Annotated in this window: 14 protein-coding genes and 1 pseudogene; 3 read left to right on the top strand and 12 right to left on the bottom strand. The window is 65.3% G+C overall.

The features are described 5' to 3' along the window. Positions 1 to 190: 190 nt before the first annotated feature. The 5 genes from groL to J7I92_RS12260 all read right to left on the bottom strand — a co-directional run bounded on the left by groL (position 191) and on the right by J7I92_RS12260 (position 4,791). Positions 191 to 1,819: a chaperonin GroEL gene (gene groL, locus J7I92_RS12280; RefSeq protein WP_214840865.1), complete on the bottom strand. Its 1,629-nt coding sequence runs from the start codon at positions 1,817 to 1,819 to the stop codon at positions 191 to 193. Between the two features lie 317 nt (positions 1,820 to 2,136). Next, positions 2,137 to 3,429, bottom strand: a complete 1,293-nt coding sequence (locus tag J7I92_RS12275; protein WP_214840863.1) for an ABC transporter substrate-binding protein — start codon at positions 3,427 to 3,429, stop codon at positions 2,137 to 2,139. Then, complete coding sequence (locus J7I92_RS12270; RefSeq protein ID WP_214840861.1) at positions 3,429 to 3,632, bottom strand: cold-shock protein; 204 nt, start codon at positions 3,630 to 3,632, stop codon at positions 3,429 to 3,431. The genes J7I92_RS12275 and J7I92_RS12270 overlap by 1 nt, the downstream gene beginning before the upstream one ends. A 170-nt stretch (positions 3,633 to 3,802) precedes the next feature. After that, positions 3,803 to 4,453: a LytR C-terminal domain-containing protein gene (locus J7I92_RS12265; protein ID WP_214840859.1), complete on the bottom strand. Its 651-nt coding sequence runs from the start codon at positions 4,451 to 4,453 to the stop codon at positions 3,803 to 3,805. Positions 4,454 to 4,503: 50 nt separating this feature from the next. Then, positions 4,504 to 4,791, bottom strand: coding sequence for a DUF3263 domain-containing protein (locus tag J7I92_RS12260; protein ID WP_251039881.1), 288 nt, complete (start codon positions 4,789 to 4,791; stop codon positions 4,504 to 4,506). A gap of 190 nt (positions 4,792 to 4,981) precedes the next feature. On the opposite strand from J7I92_RS12260, the gene J7I92_RS12255 reads away from it, so the two are divergent. Both J7I92_RS12255 and J7I92_RS12250 read left to right on the top strand, forming a co-directional pair. Beyond that, positions 4,982 to 5,746 carry a uracil-DNA glycosylase gene (locus J7I92_RS12255; protein ID WP_311380298.1) on the top strand — a complete coding sequence of 255 codons (765 nt, stop codon included), beginning with the start codon at positions 4,982 to 4,984 and terminating at the stop codon, positions 5,744 to 5,746. A 51-nt stretch (positions 5,747 to 5,797) separates the two neighbouring features. Next, positions 5,798 to 6,637, top strand: a complete 840-nt coding sequence (locus J7I92_RS12250) for a siderophore-interacting protein (RefSeq protein ID WP_214840856.1) — start codon at positions 5,798 to 5,800, stop codon at positions 6,635 to 6,637. A 15-nt stretch (positions 6,638 to 6,652) separates the two neighbouring features. On the opposite strand, the gene J7I92_RS12245 is transcribed toward J7I92_RS12250, so the two are convergent. The 3 genes from J7I92_RS12245 to J7I92_RS12235 form a co-directional block, all read right to left on the bottom strand. Continuing rightward, on the bottom strand, positions 6,653 to 8,149 hold the full coding sequence (locus tag J7I92_RS12245; protein ID WP_214840854.1) for a threonine/serine exporter ThrE family protein: 1,497 nt from the start codon (positions 8,147 to 8,149) through the stop codon (positions 6,653 to 6,655). A gap of 28 nt (positions 8,150 to 8,177) precedes the next feature. Continuing rightward, complete coding sequence (locus tag J7I92_RS12240; RefSeq protein ID WP_214840852.1) at positions 8,178 to 9,251, bottom strand: peptidoglycan bridge formation glycyltransferase FemA/FemB family protein; 1,074 nt, start codon at positions 9,249 to 9,251, stop codon at positions 8,178 to 8,180. 143 nt (positions 9,252 to 9,394) lie between these two features. Next, positions 9,395 to 10,216: a DNA/RNA non-specific endonuclease gene (locus J7I92_RS12235; protein ID WP_214840850.1), complete on the bottom strand. Its 822-nt coding sequence runs from the start codon at positions 10,214 to 10,216 to the stop codon at positions 9,395 to 9,397. 109 nt (positions 10,217 to 10,325) lie between these two features. Between J7I92_RS12235 and J7I92_RS12230 the strand changes: the two genes are divergently transcribed. Beyond that, positions 10,326 to 10,883 (top strand): TspO/MBR family protein, encoded by a 558-nt coding sequence (locus J7I92_RS12230; RefSeq protein ID WP_214840848.1) that lies wholly within the window; start codon positions 10,326 to 10,328, stop codon positions 10,881 to 10,883. A gap of 37 nt (positions 10,884 to 10,920) precedes the next feature. On the opposite strand, the gene J7I92_RS12225 is transcribed toward J7I92_RS12230, so the two are convergent. The 4 genes and pseudogenes from J7I92_RS12225 to J7I92_RS12210 all read right to left on the bottom strand — a co-directional run. After that, entirely contained in the window at positions 10,921 to 12,333 is a 1,413-nt protein-coding gene (locus J7I92_RS12225) for an L-serine ammonia-lyase (RefSeq protein ID WP_214840846.1), read from the bottom strand. Positions 12,334 to 12,506: 173 nt separating this feature from the next. Further along, positions 12,507 to 12,890, bottom strand: coding sequence for a glycine cleavage system protein GcvH (gene gcvH, locus J7I92_RS12220; protein WP_214840837.1), 384 nt, complete (start codon positions 12,888 to 12,890; stop codon positions 12,507 to 12,509). Positions 12,891 to 13,040: 150 nt separating this feature from the next. Then, on the bottom strand, positions 13,041 to 14,189 hold the full coding sequence (gene gcvT / locus J7I92_RS12215) for a glycine cleavage system aminomethyltransferase GcvT (RefSeq protein WP_214840835.1): 1,149 nt from the start codon (positions 14,187 to 14,189) through the stop codon (positions 13,041 to 13,043). A gap of 10 nt (positions 14,190 to 14,199) precedes the next feature. Then, positions 14,200 to 14,672 (bottom strand): annotated as a pseudogene (locus J7I92_RS12210) (glycine dehydrogenase (aminomethyl-transferring)); the annotation flags it as partial.

The raw sequence follows: 14,672 nt of genomic DNA, 5'->3' as shown, positions 1-14,672 counted from the left end.
TATCCTGCCAGACCGGCCCGACATTTGTAGTTCCGCGCCCTTCCGCGCCCTTGGGAGACTGCCGTTCGGGCGGTGGGGCAGGCCTTGAGGCTGTACCTGTGGTGGGGGCCGGAAGACGCGTGCAAAGCAAAAATGCGGCCCCCTCGAATCGAGGGAGCCGCATTTATCTGCGCGTGGCGCGGTTGGGTGGTTAGAAACCGCCCATGCCGCCCATCTCGTCGCCGCCACCCATGGCCGGAGCGTTCTTCTCCGGCTTGTCGGCCACAACGGCCTCGGTGGTGAGGAACAGACCGGCGATGGAAGCCGCGTTCTGCAGTGCAGAGCGGGTTACCTTCACGGGGTCGTTCACGCCGGCAGCCAGCAGGTCAACGTACTGTCCGGTTGCAGCGTTCAGGCCGTGGCCTGCAGGCAGGCCGCGGACCTTGTCGACAACAACGCCCGGCTCGAGACCGGCGTTGAACGCGATCTGCTTCAGCGGGGCGTCGATTGCAACGCGGACGATGTTGGCGCCCGTTGCTTCGTCGCCTTCGAGCTGCAGGTTTGCGAATGCCTTGGCACCGGCCTGGATGAGGGCAACGCCACCACCGGCAACGATGCCTTCTTCAACAGCAGCCTTGGCGTTGCGGACAGCGTCCTCAATGCGGTGCTTGCGTTCCTTGAGCTCAACTTCGGTAGCGGCACCGGCCTTGATGACTGCAACGCCGCCGGCCAGCTTGGCCAGGCGTTCCTGCAGCTTCTCGCGGTCGTAGTCCGAGTCGGAGTTCTCGATCTCGGCGCGGATCTGGGAAACGCGGCCGGCGATCTGGTCGGCGTCGCCTGCACCTTCGACGATGGTGGTCTCGTCCTTGGTGACAACAACCTTGCGTGCCTTGCCGAGGAGTTCGAGGCCGGCGGTCTCAAGCTTGAGGCCGACTTCCTCGGAGATGACCTGGCCACCGGTGAGGATGGCGATGTCTGCCAGCTGGGCCTTGCGGCGGTCGCCGAAGCCCGGAGCCTTGACGGCGACGGACTTGAAGGTGCCACGGATCTTGTTGACGATCAGGGTGGCCAGGGCCTCGCCCTCGATGTCTTCGGCAATGATCAGCAGCGGCTTGCTGGACTGCATGACCTTTTCGAGGACAGCAACCAGTTCCTTGACGTTGGAGATCTTCGAGTTGACGATCAGGATGTACGGATCCTCGAGGACCGTTTCCTGGCGCTCAGCGTCGGTGACGAAGTAAGCGGAGATGTAGCCCTTGTCGAAGCGCATGCCCTCGGTGAGCTCAAGCTCGAGGCCGAAGGTGTTGGACTCCTCGACGGTGATAACACCTTCCTTGCCGACCTTGTCCAGTGCTTCAGCGATCAGCGCGCCGATTTCGTCGTCGCCGGCGGAGATGGATGCGGTAGCAGCGATCTCTTCCTTGGTTTCGATTTCCTTGGCGGAAGCCAGCAGCTCGGTGGTGACGGCTTCAACAGCCTTCTCGATGCCGCGCTTCAGGGACAGCGGGTCGGCGCCGGCCGCGACGTTGCGCAGGCCTTCCTTGACCAGGGCCTGGGCGAGAACGGTTGCCGTGGTGGTGCCGTCGCCTGCGACGTCATCAGTCTTCTTGGCAACTTCCTTGACCAGCTCGGCGCCGATCTTCTCGTAGGGATCGTCCAGCTCGATCTCCTTGGCGATGGACACACCATCGTTGGTGATCGTGGGCGCACCCCACTTCTTTTCGAGGACGACGTTGCGTCCACGCGGGCCGAGGGTGACCTTGACGGCGTCGGCGAGGATGTTCAGGCCCCGCTCAAGACCGCGGCGTGCCTCTTCATCAAATGCAATGATCTTGGCCATAACGGCAGTAGTCCTTTCGGGACAGTCGTTAAGAATGAACCTCCACTGCGGTGCCCGCGACGGACGACCCTTCACCGAGCGGCCTCTGTATGCCGCGCGGATGGGATCTCACCCCAGCAAGGTATTTCTTTCGCTCCTCGTCCTGCCAGCGTCCTCCGCAACCGGCCGGAACCGGGTGTCGAATTAGCAGTCAGTCCGTGGGAGTGCTAAGTCAATAATTAGCACTCCCCCGGGGAGAGTGCAAGCAGACATTCACGGAAGTGCAAGGAGACATTGCCGTAAAAGCCGGTGTGCGGCCGCCGATACGCCGGGAGCGATCAGCCTGCGGCGCGGGCGGCAGTCTCGCGTCCGCTCATCCGCGCCGTGTTATTTGCGGCATAAGTGAACACCATATAGTTCGCGGACGTGACGTCCCCGTTGGAATCGAACCCGACCCGCCCGGACTCGCCGTCGTAATCCGCAGCTTTTCCTGCCTTGATGGCGTCGGCACATTCTTTATAGCTCTTGCACGGCGCGGCCCCTTCGCTCCCGCCCGAGACCGCCATCAGCTTTGCCGCGATGGAGGAACCGGCGTCGTCCTGGGCAGCGGCAGCCGCGATGGCAGCCAGGTTCACGGCGTCGTACGCCTCCGCGGCGAAGGTCATGTCCTTCAGCTCGGGGTCGACTGCCACCAGTTCGCCCTGGAAGTGCGCCGACGAGAAGACGCCCGGCAGGATTCCGCGTGCGCCGTCGAGCGCATTGGACCCGAGGGCGGAGCCGTACTGGTTGATCGCGCCGTCACTGAGGATGAGTTTGCTGCCGGCCAGCCCTTGGTTGTTGAGTTCGGCGATCGCGCCCTGCGCGCCTGCGCGTGCCACCAGGACGACGGCGTCCGGAGCGGCGGCTGCGGCGGCGGCTGCTGCCTGTTGCGCCTGGCCTGACGGGAAGGCAGCGTCCGCCACGATGCCAAGGCCGGCCGCCTTGGCTGCGGCGGCGACCGCCGCGGAGACATCCTTGCCGTACAAGCCTTCCTCGTGGACGATCGCCAGCGTCCGGGCGCCGCTGTCGTTGGCCATCTTGACCAGCACGGGCGCCTGGGCAACGTCCGCTGCCGAAGTGCGGAAGTAGTAACCGCCGCTCTTGTACCGGGTGATGCCGTGCGCGGTATTCGCGGGCGAGATGATGGCCACTTTGGCGTTAGCCAGGACGTCAATTGCCCCGGGCGCGCGGCTGGAGTCAGTGGGGCCGATGACTACGTCAGCCTTGGCTGCCACGAGAGCCTTGGCTTGCGCAGCGGTGTCCTCGCCGATTTCCTCGGGAAGCAGCTCCACGGGCCGCCCTTTGTGGCCGCCGGCGGCGTTGATCTCCTGGACCGCGAGCTTGGCTGCCGCGAGCTGTGAGGCGTTGAGGAATGACTGCTTTCCGGTGTTGTCCAGGATCAGGCCTACGCGCAGGGTGCCGTCGCCGGCGGCGTCCGCAGCATCAACACGGGCGTTCCCCGTCTGGCCGGAGCAGCCGGCCAGCACGAGCGCCGTTCCGGCTGCAAGGGCCGCCGCTGCAGAAAACCGCAGCCGCGATCGACCGGAGCGGGCCGGGGTTCCTGTGACATGCCGTGCCGCGGAAGGAAGCATCAGGCCGGCCGGACGTTCTCTGCCTGGGGACCCTTCTCGCCTTCGCCGACTTCGAACTGCACCCGCTGCCCTTCATCCAGTGCACGGTAGCCCTCGCCCTCAATGGCGGACCAGTGGACGAAGACATCGTCGCCGGAGTCGTCAACAGTGATGAAGCCATAGCCTTTTTCGGCGTTGAACCATTTGACGGATCCCAATGCCATGTTGCCCACACTTTCCGGTTGCTTCTGTTCGGCCCACGTCGCTGTGTGCCGTCGGGACGGTCCGCGCCTTTACGGGCGGCGTCCGGAATCACTCTAGCGATTGCCGTTTGCCGGGTGCAGGACGACCGCCTGCGAGCCCTCAATAGTTATTCAGGCGTAACCGAAATCCCTTACTGGAACCCTGGGCCCAGAACCACCACGATCGGCTGCTGGATATCAGCGGAGTCCACCACCGACGTGATGTTCAGCAACTCGCCCAGGGCCTCGGCATTGACCTTTTGCCCAGGCCCGCTGTAGTAGATCACGGATGACTGCTGCGGCATTCCGCCCCAGTTTCCGACCGGGCCGAGGGTCCAGCCGTCGGCCACAACGGTGCTGCTCACCCGGCCGGCGAGCCCGGCAGTTGTGGTCCCGTTGTAGACGGCCACGGGCTGGGTCTTGTCAACAGCTTCGGGCCCGCCCTCCGGGACGATGGCGGGAGTGGCATCGGCAGAGGGCGCCTCGCTGGCTGAAGGGGCCGTACTCGGCTCAGCACTTGGCTGAGCACCCTCGGAGGCGGCGGCCTGCGGTGCCTCAGTGGAAGGCGAAGCAGCGGCGCTTTCCACTGCGGATCCCGCAGCCAGCAGCGGGCTGCCGGTCGGAGCGAATCCCAGCTTGGGAAAGAACAGGAAGGCCACGAGTCCGATGGCGAGCGCCGTGATGCCGACGGCCAGAATGGGTCCCAGCCGGCGCCGGGGAGCATCGGACGCGACCCGGTGGACACCCTGTCGCGAGGAGGCCTCCGGGACCCTGTCGAATTCGTCCCGAGCGTATTTGGTCATGGTAAAACGGTGTCCTTGCTGGTTTTTTGCTAATTGCTCAGCCTTGACTCTTACGCGTCCGAGCCCAAGCGGCGGGCAGTTCGTGCCCGCTGACGGGACGTACGTAGTCTACGCAGTCTCTTTACGAGCATGGGGTCATGGGCCAGGGCGTCCTCGGTGTCAATGAGCGTGTTGAGGATCTGGTAATAGTGCGTGGCTGACAGGTCGAACAGCTCCCGGATGGCCTGTTCCTTGGCGCCTGCATACTTCCACCATTGCCGTTCGAGGGCCAGCATCTGCTGGTCCCGGTTGCTCAGCCGGGAGCCCGGCTGCAGGGCGGACCCCAAGTCCGCTGTCAGCGCGGTTTCGCGCCCGGTGTCCCCAAGTGGCAGGTTATCGTGCACTGGTTCGGCCACGGCTACCTCCTCCACTTGATCCAGTCAAAAGCTCTTTCCATGGTACGGGCGAATAACACGCCTGTCATTTACGCAGCGTTGCGGGGCGATGAGGCTGGAGGCGCCATTCACCGGCTCCTGCGAGAATGGACTCGTGTTTGATTCTGAAGCCTTGTTCGAGCTGGAGCCTGCCGTTGAGGTCGTGGGGTTTGCTGAGATGGCACGGCTGCCGCTCGAGGAACTGGTGGCTGCCGACTGGGCGATCGCGCTGGCCCGTGTCGAAGCGCAGCTGCGCCGCGTTCTATCGTTCCTCGCGGCAGAAGTTGCTGACGGGCACCAGGTGCTGCCGGCGCCGTCGAACGTTTTGCGGGCCTTCCAGCGCCCCCTGGCCGACGTCAAAGTGCTGATCGTGGGCCAGGATCCGTACCCCACCCTCGGCCATCCCATCGGATTGTCCTTTGCCGTGGACGGGCACACCAGGCCCATTCCCCGAAGCCTGGCCAACATCTACAAGGAACTTGAATCCGACGTCGGCCTTCCCGCCCGCGTCCACGGTGACCTCACAGGCTGGGCGGACCAGGGCGTCCTCCTCCTGAACCGCGTCCTGACAGTCCGCGCCGGCGCTGCAGGATCCCACCGGGGCAAAGGGTGGGAAATTATTACGACGGCGGCAATCGCCGCCGTCGCCGGGCGCCGCGCCGCAGACGGCAACCCCGCGCCGCTGGTCGCGATGCTCTGGGGCAAGGACGCCGAGAGCGTCCGCCCGCTGCTCGGCGAAGCTCCGGTGCTGGCCAGCGCCCATCCCAGCCCCTTGTCGGCTGCCCGCGGATTCTTTGGGTCCCGCCCCTTCAGCCGGGCCAACGAGCTGCTGCGTTCGCAGGGTTCGGAGCCCGTCGATTGGCAGTTGCCGCCGGTCTGAGGCATGGCCGGGAAGTGTGGGCGTCCCGCAACTTAGCCTAGGCTTACTTCCATGACTTCCCTCCCCGCCGCCACGTCAGCAACCCGACAATCGCGTCCGCAGACCAACCTCACGGTTCTTCGGCGCGAGGAATTGTCTCCTCACATGGTCCGCATCGTGGCCGGCGGCGAAGGCTTCTCCGGCTACGTGAACAACGGCTACGTGGACCGATACGTGAAGATCGCCTTCCCGCAGCCGGGGGTGGCCTACCCTGAGCCGCTGGATCTCTGGGCTGTCCGGGAATCCCTGCCGCGCGAGCAGTGGCCGTACACCCGGACATACACGGTCCGCTGGGTGGATGAAGCGGCCGGTGAGCTTGCCATTGACTTCGTGATTCACGGCGACGAAGGCCTGGCCGGGCCCTGGGCAGCGAAAGCCCAGCCCGGCGACAGCCTTGTGTTCACCGGGCCGGGCGGCGCCTACAACCCTGACCCGGCAGCCGACTGGCACCTCTTTGCCGGCGACGAGGCCGCACTGCCGGCCATCGCCGCTGCCATTGAGTCGCTGCCGCCACACGCCCGGGGGCTCGCCTTCCTGGAAGTGGACAGCGAGGCCGAGATCCAGCCCATCGCAGCACCGGCCGGCCTGCCGATCCACTGGCTGCCCCGGAACGGCGTTCCTGCCGGAAGCAGCGAACTCCTGGTCAGCGCGGTGCGCAACGCTGTGTGGCCCGAAGGCCGGGTGCAGGTGTTTGCCCATGGCGAGCGGGGCTACATGAAGTCCCTCCGGGAAGTCCTCTACCGTGAGCGGGGCCTGGACCGGGCGCAGGTCTCACTGTCCGGCTATTGGGCCAAGGGACGCGTGGAGGACGACTTCCAGGCCGAAAAGAAACTCCCCATCGGCCAGATCTAGGGCCCGGGCTCCCGGCTAGCGCCGGCGGGCGCGGCGGCGTTCGTTGCTGGCGAGGCTCTGGGTGAGGGGCCGCGCCAAAGTGTCGCCCAGGACAATCCCGGCGGCCACGCCCAGCACAATTGCGCCGGCGTTCAGCATGCCGCCGGCGCCCATGAGAATTTCGGACTCTTCGATGGTCAAGACATACATCGAACGGAATATGGTGAGGCCGGGAAGCAGGATCAGGGCGGCAGGAACAGCCACCACCAGTTGCGGCGCACCCATCTTCAGGGCGATAACCCTGGCCAGGAGGCCGATGACCACGGCCGCCACAGCCGGTGAAAACCTGGCTCCCAGACCGAGCAGGTCCGCGCCCAGCAGCACAAGATGGCCTACGACACCCACTGCCGCAGTAGGCAGCAGCAGCTTCCAGTCGGTCTGTTCGGTGACGCCGATGGCCACCACGGCCAGAGCGACCATAAGGATCAGCGCCCACAACGGGTACGCCGGCGGGAATGTCTCGGTGACGTCGATTTCTTCCATGCCCATCTTCGCGCCCACCATGAAGGCAACGGAGATTCCGGACACGATCGCGCCGAAGGTGAGCATGGTGGACAGGAACCGGCCCGCCGCCGTCACGGGGAAGCCGTTGATGGCGTCCTGCACCGACGAGACAAGCCGTCCGGTGGGCAGGAGCAGCAGGATGCCTCCCACCACCACGATCGCCGGAGCGATCTGGATCCCGATCGGACTTCCGAACCGCCACAGCAGCAGCGCAATGAAGGTGACCAGGAACGCGCATGAAGCAGTGGTGAAGAAGTCCGGGACCCGCCAGCGTCCCAGTTGCCGGGCGAGCAGGCTGACCAACAGGTTCGAGACGAACGCGACGGCCGAAGCACCCGGTCCCCCGCCCAGCACGCCCACGAACATCGCCGAGAAAACTCCGAACGCCACCGTCACCATCCAGCGCGGGAAGGGTTTGGAACTGCGGATGATCTCGTCCAGCCGGCGGACTGCCTCGTCACGGCCGACGCCGCCTGCCACGATGTCGGTGACCAGCTGGTGCACCTGGGCCAGGCCGGCGTAGTTATTCGTCCAGGACCGGACCACCCGAAGCAGCGTGATGGGGGTCTGGTCCTTCGGTGCGTAGTTGATGGCCACCGACTGGTTGGTGATATCCACTTCGATGTGTTTCAGCCCCAGGGCGGCCGTGACCGCGATGATGCTGGTTTCCACTTCCAGGGCGCCGGCGCCGTAGCGGAACATGGACTCGGCCAGGTGGAGCGCGAAGTCGATGGTTTTCCGCGCAGAGGTGTCCACCCCGCCTACCTGGATCATGGGGTTGGCATACGGGCTTCCCGCAAGCCTGTCCACGATGCTCATGGGAGCCGTTGGCGGGCTTTCACTTTGCACCAGCCTGCGCAGCATTCGTTTGGCGGCGGCGTTCTGCCGCACCTGCGCGGCAGTGAGTGGTTCAGTCGGGGGCAGCGCCCCCGTGGGCGGCCTGCGGCGACCGTCCGGTGCTTTGGTCATTCCGGCCTCCTCAAGGGCATCACGAGTTTTAGTAGAACTGCTGGCCTGTTCGCCGGGTGTAGAGCTGGCGGGCGATGCGTTCGCCAGCAGCCGTCCAGGCTTTGTATTTCAGCGGGCTAAGGACCTGGTCGTAGCAGCCCACGAAGTCGGTGACGGTTTTGCTGAAGCTGGTCTTGAACAGCCCCAGCCCATGGAAAGGGTTGGAAGTGTCCTTGAGTTTGTCGCTCGGAGGCGTGCCACAGAAGTCGTACTCGGTGCAGCCAAGCGCCTTGACCTGGTTGATGGCCGTCCATTGGACCAGGTGGGAGTCACCGTACTGGCTGCGCTTCTGGAGCGAGCCGCCGTCCTTGTAGGTGCCTTTCCTGCCGTAGTTGATCACAAAGGCACCCACGGACGGGACCCCGTTTTCATAGACGAACAGGAGCCTGCCTTGGCCGCGGTCGATGAAGTTCGTCCAGAACTGCCGGTAGTACTCGTACTCACGGACCCGCACCTGCGATTTCGTTTGGACGGTGTCGGTCATGAGCGCGTACATGGCGTGGAAGTTCTCCTCGGTGGGTTCCACGTTGTGAACTTCCACCTCCTCCCGGATGGCCCGGCGGACGGCGTTCCGGCCGCGGGAATGCAGGTTGCGGAGCAGCTGGTTTTCGTCCGGCGAGATGTCGAGCAGCGCGGTGGAGTCGTTGGGCTGCAGGTTGTGCGTCTTGACCAGGCCGGCTTCCTCGATCACCCGCTTTGCATCCTCGGACAGGACGATGTCCGGCTCAATCTTAATGGCAAAGACGCCCAACCTGGCACGCTGCACAAACTCGGCGTTCGCCTTCGCGATGCCCGGGATGTCCTCCACTGCCGCGACGTCCGGTCCCTTGATGAGGTACCAGAGCTTGCCCAGTACCGGAAAGGACTTCTCCAGCACCAGGTTGTAGCTCGTGTAGTCCGGGGTTTCATAGACCAAGTGGAGGGGTTTCCAGCCGAAGTGTTGTTTGACCTCCGCGAAGGCCTCGGACTGAAGCAGGTTTCCGCCGTTCGGGTTCGCGGTGACGTGGTTGTCCCAGTTGGCGACCTCCTCGGCGGAGGCAAAGCGGGCGGTAAATTCTCGCAAGTGCGCGGTGTCCAATCTTTGCGGGCTGTGCTTCGCTTGCATGCCGGGGCATGCAAAGAACAAGTCTATCGGCCCTCCCTAGGAGGACGCTGACGCCCTGCCGCCCGGGCCGCTTCGCGGTGAGAGCCGGGGCTGCTCCACGGTCAGAGCCGGATCTGGTCCAGGGACTCGAGCCGTACGGCCAGCGGCTCCTTGCCCAGGTCACGTTGGCTTTTTGCCAGCCGGTCCGCGTTCTCCAGCCTGGCCAGGCTCAGCCCGGTCATCTCCGCGATGCGGGCCACCGGTACCTGGAAAGTGCGGTACGGGCCCAGCGGCGGCGGTTCGTCGGCGAGGAGCCGCTCCCGGATCGCTTTCTTGAGCTCCACTTTCTCGAGTAACGGGGACTGGTCCAGCACGAACCCGGTGGCCGCGAGTTTTCCGTCCGTGGTCCAGGCCGCGATCTTCCAGAACCTCCGGGGTATCTGGACGCCCCGGTAGGGCAGGTCGTCCTCCTCCAGGACCGGCCCGGTAAAGACGCTAAGCCTGGCGTCGTGGAGGTCCGCATGGTTGAGGACGTGGTTCTCCAGCCCCACCCACAGCTCCTTGCCCTGATTGAAGTCGTCGATCTGCGGAGCGGCATTAGTGAAGGCGAAGGTGGCCTGGTTGGCGGCTTTGGCCGTAGCTTCGTCGCCCCAGACCGGATCCAGCCGCCGCACCAGATGCCCCCGGTCGAAGGCGTTGTTTTTGTAGACCTCCGGCCCCGCCTGCTGGTCCTGCGGAATCCGGGGGTCGAAATGCCACGTTCCCTCGCGCGCCAGCGGGACGAGTTCGCGCCCGTTGATGTTCACGCCGACGACGACGGCCAGCTTGCGCGCGGGGCGGAGCCGGACGGAAAAGTGAACGTAGTCGAGCAAAACCGTTGCCACCGGCGGACTGGGCAGCTCAAGGCGTGCCCGCAAGAAGTCCCGGTCGTATCCCCCAGTCATAGCTCCATAGTGGCACTGCCCCCTTGAGGTGAACAGAGGAGGTGAACAGAGGATGTGACCAGAGAATGTGAAGCTTGACTCGGCATGCCGCACTGGCAAGGGTTGAAGCATGCAGGCTCACCACGAACGATCTTTGGCCCGGCCCGGGGCCGGGTCCGCCGCCGGTCCTGGAATCCGCGGCAGCGGTGTTCAGCTGCTCGGGCTGGCCGTCTTCCTTGGGGCTTCCGCGTTGGTGGCATGGCTCGGCGCGCAAGCAACCCTGAACAACGTGGAGGGTTGGTATGCCACGGCGGACAAGGCGCCGTGGTCGCCGCCCAACTGGGTTTTCGGCCCCGTATGGACTCTGCTCTACACCGCCATGGCGGTGGCCGCGTGGCTCGTTTGGCGCTCCGGCGCTGAACGCTTCAAACCCGCGCTGATCGCCTACGAAATCCAGCTAATGCTGAACCTTTCCTGGACGCCTGTATTCTTCGGCCTCTACCCAGTGATGGGGACGGCGGCGCTCTGGCTGGGCCTCGTTATCTTCATCGCCCTGACAGTGGCCGTCGCCGTGACCGTGCTGTATTTCGGTCCCATCAGCCGGACCGCCGGCCTCCTGCTGCTGCCCTACATCTCGTGGCTGGTTTTCGCCGCCAGCCTGAACTGGTGGGCGGCCCTGCACAACTGACCCAGGGGTTTATCAGGACCAAGCCTTCGGCCGCGATTCAGCATTCCACGACGTTGACGGCGAGGCCGCCCATCGCGGTTTCCTTGTACTTGGAGGACATGTCCTTGCCGGTCTCGCGCATAGTCACGATCACCTCATCCAGCGAGACCCGGTGCGTGCCGTCACCCCAGAGCGCCATCTTGGCCGCGTTGATCGCCTTCGCCGCGGCGATCGCGTTCCGTTCGATGCAGGGGATCTGGACCAGCCCGCCGATCGGGTCGCAGGTCAGGCCCAGGTTGTGCTCCATCGCGATTTCCGCGGCGTTCTCCACCTGCGCCGGGGTGCCGCCCATCACCTCCGCAAGCCCGGCCGCGGCCATCGACGACGCCGAGCCCACCTCGCCCTGGCAGCCCACCTCGGCGCCGGAGATCGAGGCCTGCTCCTTGTACAGCACCCCGACGGCGCCGGCGGCGAGCAGGAACTTCACCACGACGTCGTCACGGTCCTGCTGGGTGGCTTTGTCCATCCCGGGCGCGAAGTGCAGCGCGTAGTACAGCACGGCCGGGATGATGCCCGCCGCACCGTTCGTCGGGGCAGTGACCACCCGCCCGCCGGACGCGTTCTCCTCATTGACAGCCAGTGCGATCAGGTTCACCCACTCTTGCCAGTACCGGGGGTCGCGGTCCTTGTCCTCTTTCAGGAGGCGTTCGTGCCAGTCGGGCGCACGACGGCGGACCTTCAGTCCGCCGGGCAGCAGGCCCTCCCGCTTGAGGCTGACTGCCACGCAGCCTTCCATCACCGAGTAGATGTGCAGGAGTCCCTCGCGGATCTCCTCCTCCGAACGGCTGTCTTCTTCATTCACCCGCATCACGTCGCTGATGCTCAACGAGGTGTTCTCACAGTGCTTCAGGAGTTCCGCTCCGGTGCGGAAGGGCAGCGGGAGTTCCTTCTTGGACTCGTCGAGCTCCTGCTGGGCTGCGTCTTCTTCGCCTTCACGGACGATGAAGCCTCCGCCGACGGAGAAAAACGTGGCACTGTGCAGGACCCCGCCGTCGGCGTCCGACACCGTGAAGGTCATACCGTTCGTGTGCCGCGGCAGGATGGTCAGCGGGCGCAGGACCATGTCCTTCACACCGTAAGGCAAAGGCATGCCATTGCCCTCCCCCGCGCCGGCCAGCTGGAGCGTCCCGGTTTCGGCGATCGAGGCCAACCGCTCCTCAACTTCCTCCGGCAGGATCTTCTCCGGGTGGAAGCCCTCCAGGCCAAGCAGGATCGCCGTCATGGTGCCGTGGCCGTGCCCGGTGGCCGCCAGCGAACCATAGAGGTCCACCCGCAGCGAGGCCACTTTCTTCAGCGTCCCCGCAGCCTTGAGCTCCTCGGCGAACACAGCAGCAGCCCGCATCGGACCCACCGTGTGGGAACTGGATGGGCCTATTCCTATGGAGAAGAGGTCGAAGACTCCAACAGCCATTGTCGGTTCCTTACTAGGTCATGACTAGGTCATGCTCGGTCCGGCAGATGGTCCTGCCGGATGGCTGCAGGGCCGCGGTTGGCGGCGGTGCAGCCGGAACGCGCGACGGCGGGCGGCGGCTTGTGGCGGCCGCACGCCGTCTTGCGTGTGTTAATTCAACGCTACGCGGTTTTTTAGAGTTCGCCGCCGTTGGCTGCCGCGTACTCTTCAGCGGACATCAGCGGTCCCGCTTCGGTCACAGCGACCTTGAACAGCCAGCCTGCACCGTACGGGTCGCTGTTGATCAGTGCCGGGTCATCGACGACGGCGGTGTTGATCTCGGTGACCTCGCCGGTCACCGGCGCGTACAGGTCCGAGACGGACTTCGTGGACTCCACCTCGCCGCAGGTCTCCCCCGCCGTCACCGAGGAACCGACCTCGGGCAGGTCCACGTACACAATGTCGCCCAGCGCATCGGCAGCCACAGCAGAAATCCCAACCCCCACCGGCCCACCACCATCAACAGCAACCCACTCATGCTCCGCCGAGTACTCCAGCCCAGCAACAACCTTGCTCATATGTTTTGTCCTTTACGTTTGACTAAGAAAATTCGTGTCGGGTGCCAGTTCAGCCCCGGAGCCCGCGACTGGTCCGAAAAAACATGCAGTGGCTCGAGGAACGAGCGAGCACGCAGAGGATGTCGGTCCCGACGGGACGCGGTTACCGGGCTACTTGGAGCGCTTGTAGAAAGGCAGCGCGACGACTTCGAACGCCTCGGCCTTGCCCCGCAAATCAACGTCCAGGGCGGTGCCCGGCTCGGCGAATTCGACGTCGACATACGCCATCGCAACCGGGTAGCCCAGGGTGGGGCTCGGCTGGCCGGAGGTCACTTCGCCCACCACGTTGCCTTCCTTCAGGACCGGGTAGTGGCTGCGGCCGGCGCGCCGGCCCAGGCCTTTGAGGCCCACCAGCTTGCGGCCGCTGGTGGAGCCGGCGCCTGCTGCCTTCAGTGCTTCCAGGGCTGCGCGGCCGACGAAGTCGGACTCCTTCGCGAGGGACACCACCGGGCCCAGGCCAGCGGAGAACGGGTTGCCCTCGCGCGACAGCTCGTTGCCATAGAGCGGCATCCCGGCTTCGAGGCGCAGCGAGTCCCGGCAGGCCAGACCCGCAGGAACGAGCTCGCCTTCCTCGGCAACGGCGGCGATGGCCTGCCACAGGGCGGGGGCATCGAGGTTGTCCACGAAGATCTCGAAGCCGTCTTCACCGGTGTACCCGGTGCGGGCCAGCAGCAGTTCCCTGCTGGTGCCGGCCACGAGGAAGGGAACCTCCACGGCGGCGTAGTACTTCAGGCCTGTGACCAGCTCGTGCTGTGCAGCCGGAACCAGGCGAAGCAGGATGGCTTCGGCCTTGGGTCCCTGCACGGCAATCAGCGAGGTGGTACCGGAAGCGTCCTCCACTGCAACGTCGAAGCCTGCTGCCCGTTCAGCCAGGGCTGCCGCCACCACCACCGCGTTGCCGGCGTTCGGAACCACCAGGAACCTGTCGGTTCCGTCTGCAGCCGCAGGACGGCGGTAGGTGATGAGGTCGTCGATGATGCCGCCGTCTTCCTGGCAGATCAGCGAGTACTTTGCCTTGCCGACGGCGACTGCCGAAATTTTGCCTACCAGGGCGTAGTCCAGGAAGGCTGCGGCGTCCGGGCCGGTGACCCAGACTTCGCCCATGTGGGAGAGGTCGAACAGGCCGGCAGCGTTGCGCACGGCGTGGTGCTCGGCGAGTTCCGATTCGTATTTGAGGGGCATCTGCCATCCGCCGAAGTCGGTGAAGGACGCGCCGGCCTTTTTGTGCTGTTCGTAGAGCGCTGTGTAGTTCTCAGTCATCGCGGAATTCCTAGCTCTCGAACGCTTCGATGGGAGGGCAGGAGCAGACGAGGTTGCGGTCGCCGGCTGCGCCGTCGATGCGGCCCACGGGCGGGAAGTACTTGTCCTGCTTGTGGTGGGCCGGGAAGGCGGCCTGCTCCCGGGGGTACTGGCGGTTCCAGTCGGAAGACACGACGGCGGCCGCGGTGTGCGGTGCGTTCCGCAGCGGGGAGTCCTCCACCGTGAAGTCGCCGGCAGCGACCTGCTCGATCTCGGCGTGGATGGTGATCATCGCGTCGATGAAACGGTCGATCTCGCCCAGGTCCTCGGACTCGGTCGGCTCCACCATCAGGGTGCCGGCGACCGGGAAGGCCAGGGTGGGGGCGTGGAAACCGAAGTCGATCAGGCGCTTGGCCACGTCCTCGGCCGTGACACCGGTCCGGGCCGTGAGCTCACGCAGGTCCAGGATGCACTCGTGCGCAACCAGCCCGCCCTCACCGGTGT

Origin of the sequence: Arthrobacter sp. ISL-72, from assembly GCF_018613755.1 — a bacterium.
In the GTDB taxonomy this organism is placed as follows: Bacteria; Actinomycetota; Actinomycetes; order Actinomycetales; family Micrococcaceae; genus Arthrobacter.
Note: the sequence above shows the minus strand (reverse complement) of the source record. Positions and strands in the feature narration are given on the sequence as shown.

What these genes read in the sequence shown, in the direction of transcription:
- J7I92_RS12270 (WP_214840861.1), bottom strand. Translation starts at nt 3,632, where the DNA reads ATGGCATTGGGATCCGTCAAATGGTTCAACGCCGAAAAAGGCTATGGC.
- J7I92_RS12245 (WP_214840854.1), bottom strand. Translation starts at nt 8,149, where the DNA reads ATGACCAAAGCACCGGACGGTCGCCGCAGGCCGCCCACGGGGGCGCTG.
- J7I92_RS12275 (WP_214840863.1), bottom strand. Translation starts at nt 3,429, where the DNA reads ATGCTTCCTTCCGCGGCACGGCATGTCACAGGAACCCCGGCCCGCTCC.
- J7I92_RS12225 (WP_214840846.1), bottom strand. Translation starts at nt 12,333, where the DNA reads ATGGCTGTTGGAGTCTTCGACCTCTTCTCCATAGGAATAGGCCCATCC.
- gcvT (WP_214840835.1), bottom strand. Translation starts at nt 14,189, where the DNA reads ATGACTGAGAACTACACAGCGCTCTACGAACAGCACAAAAAGGCCGGC.
- J7I92_RS12265 (WP_214840859.1), bottom strand. Translation starts at nt 4,453, where the DNA reads ATGACCAAATACGCTCGGGACGAATTCGACAGGGTCCCGGAGGCCTCC.
- J7I92_RS12230 (WP_214840848.1), top strand. Translation starts at nt 10,326, where the DNA reads ATGCAGGCTCACCACGAACGATCTTTGGCCCGGCCCGGGGCCGGGTCC.
- J7I92_RS12250 (WP_214840856.1), top strand. Translation starts at nt 5,798, where the DNA reads ATGACTTCCCTCCCCGCCGCCACGTCAGCAACCCGACAATCGCGTCCG.
- J7I92_RS12235 (WP_214840850.1), bottom strand. Translation starts at nt 10,216, where the DNA reads ATGACTGGGGGATACGACCGGGACTTCTTGCGGGCACGCCTTGAGCTG.
- groL (WP_214840865.1), bottom strand. Translation starts at nt 1,819, where the DNA reads ATGGCCAAGATCATTGCATTTGATGAAGAGGCACGCCGCGGTCTTGAG.
- gcvH (WP_214840837.1), bottom strand. Translation starts at nt 12,890, where the DNA reads ATGAGCAAGGTTGTTGCTGGGCTGGAGTACTCGGCGGAGCATGAGTGG.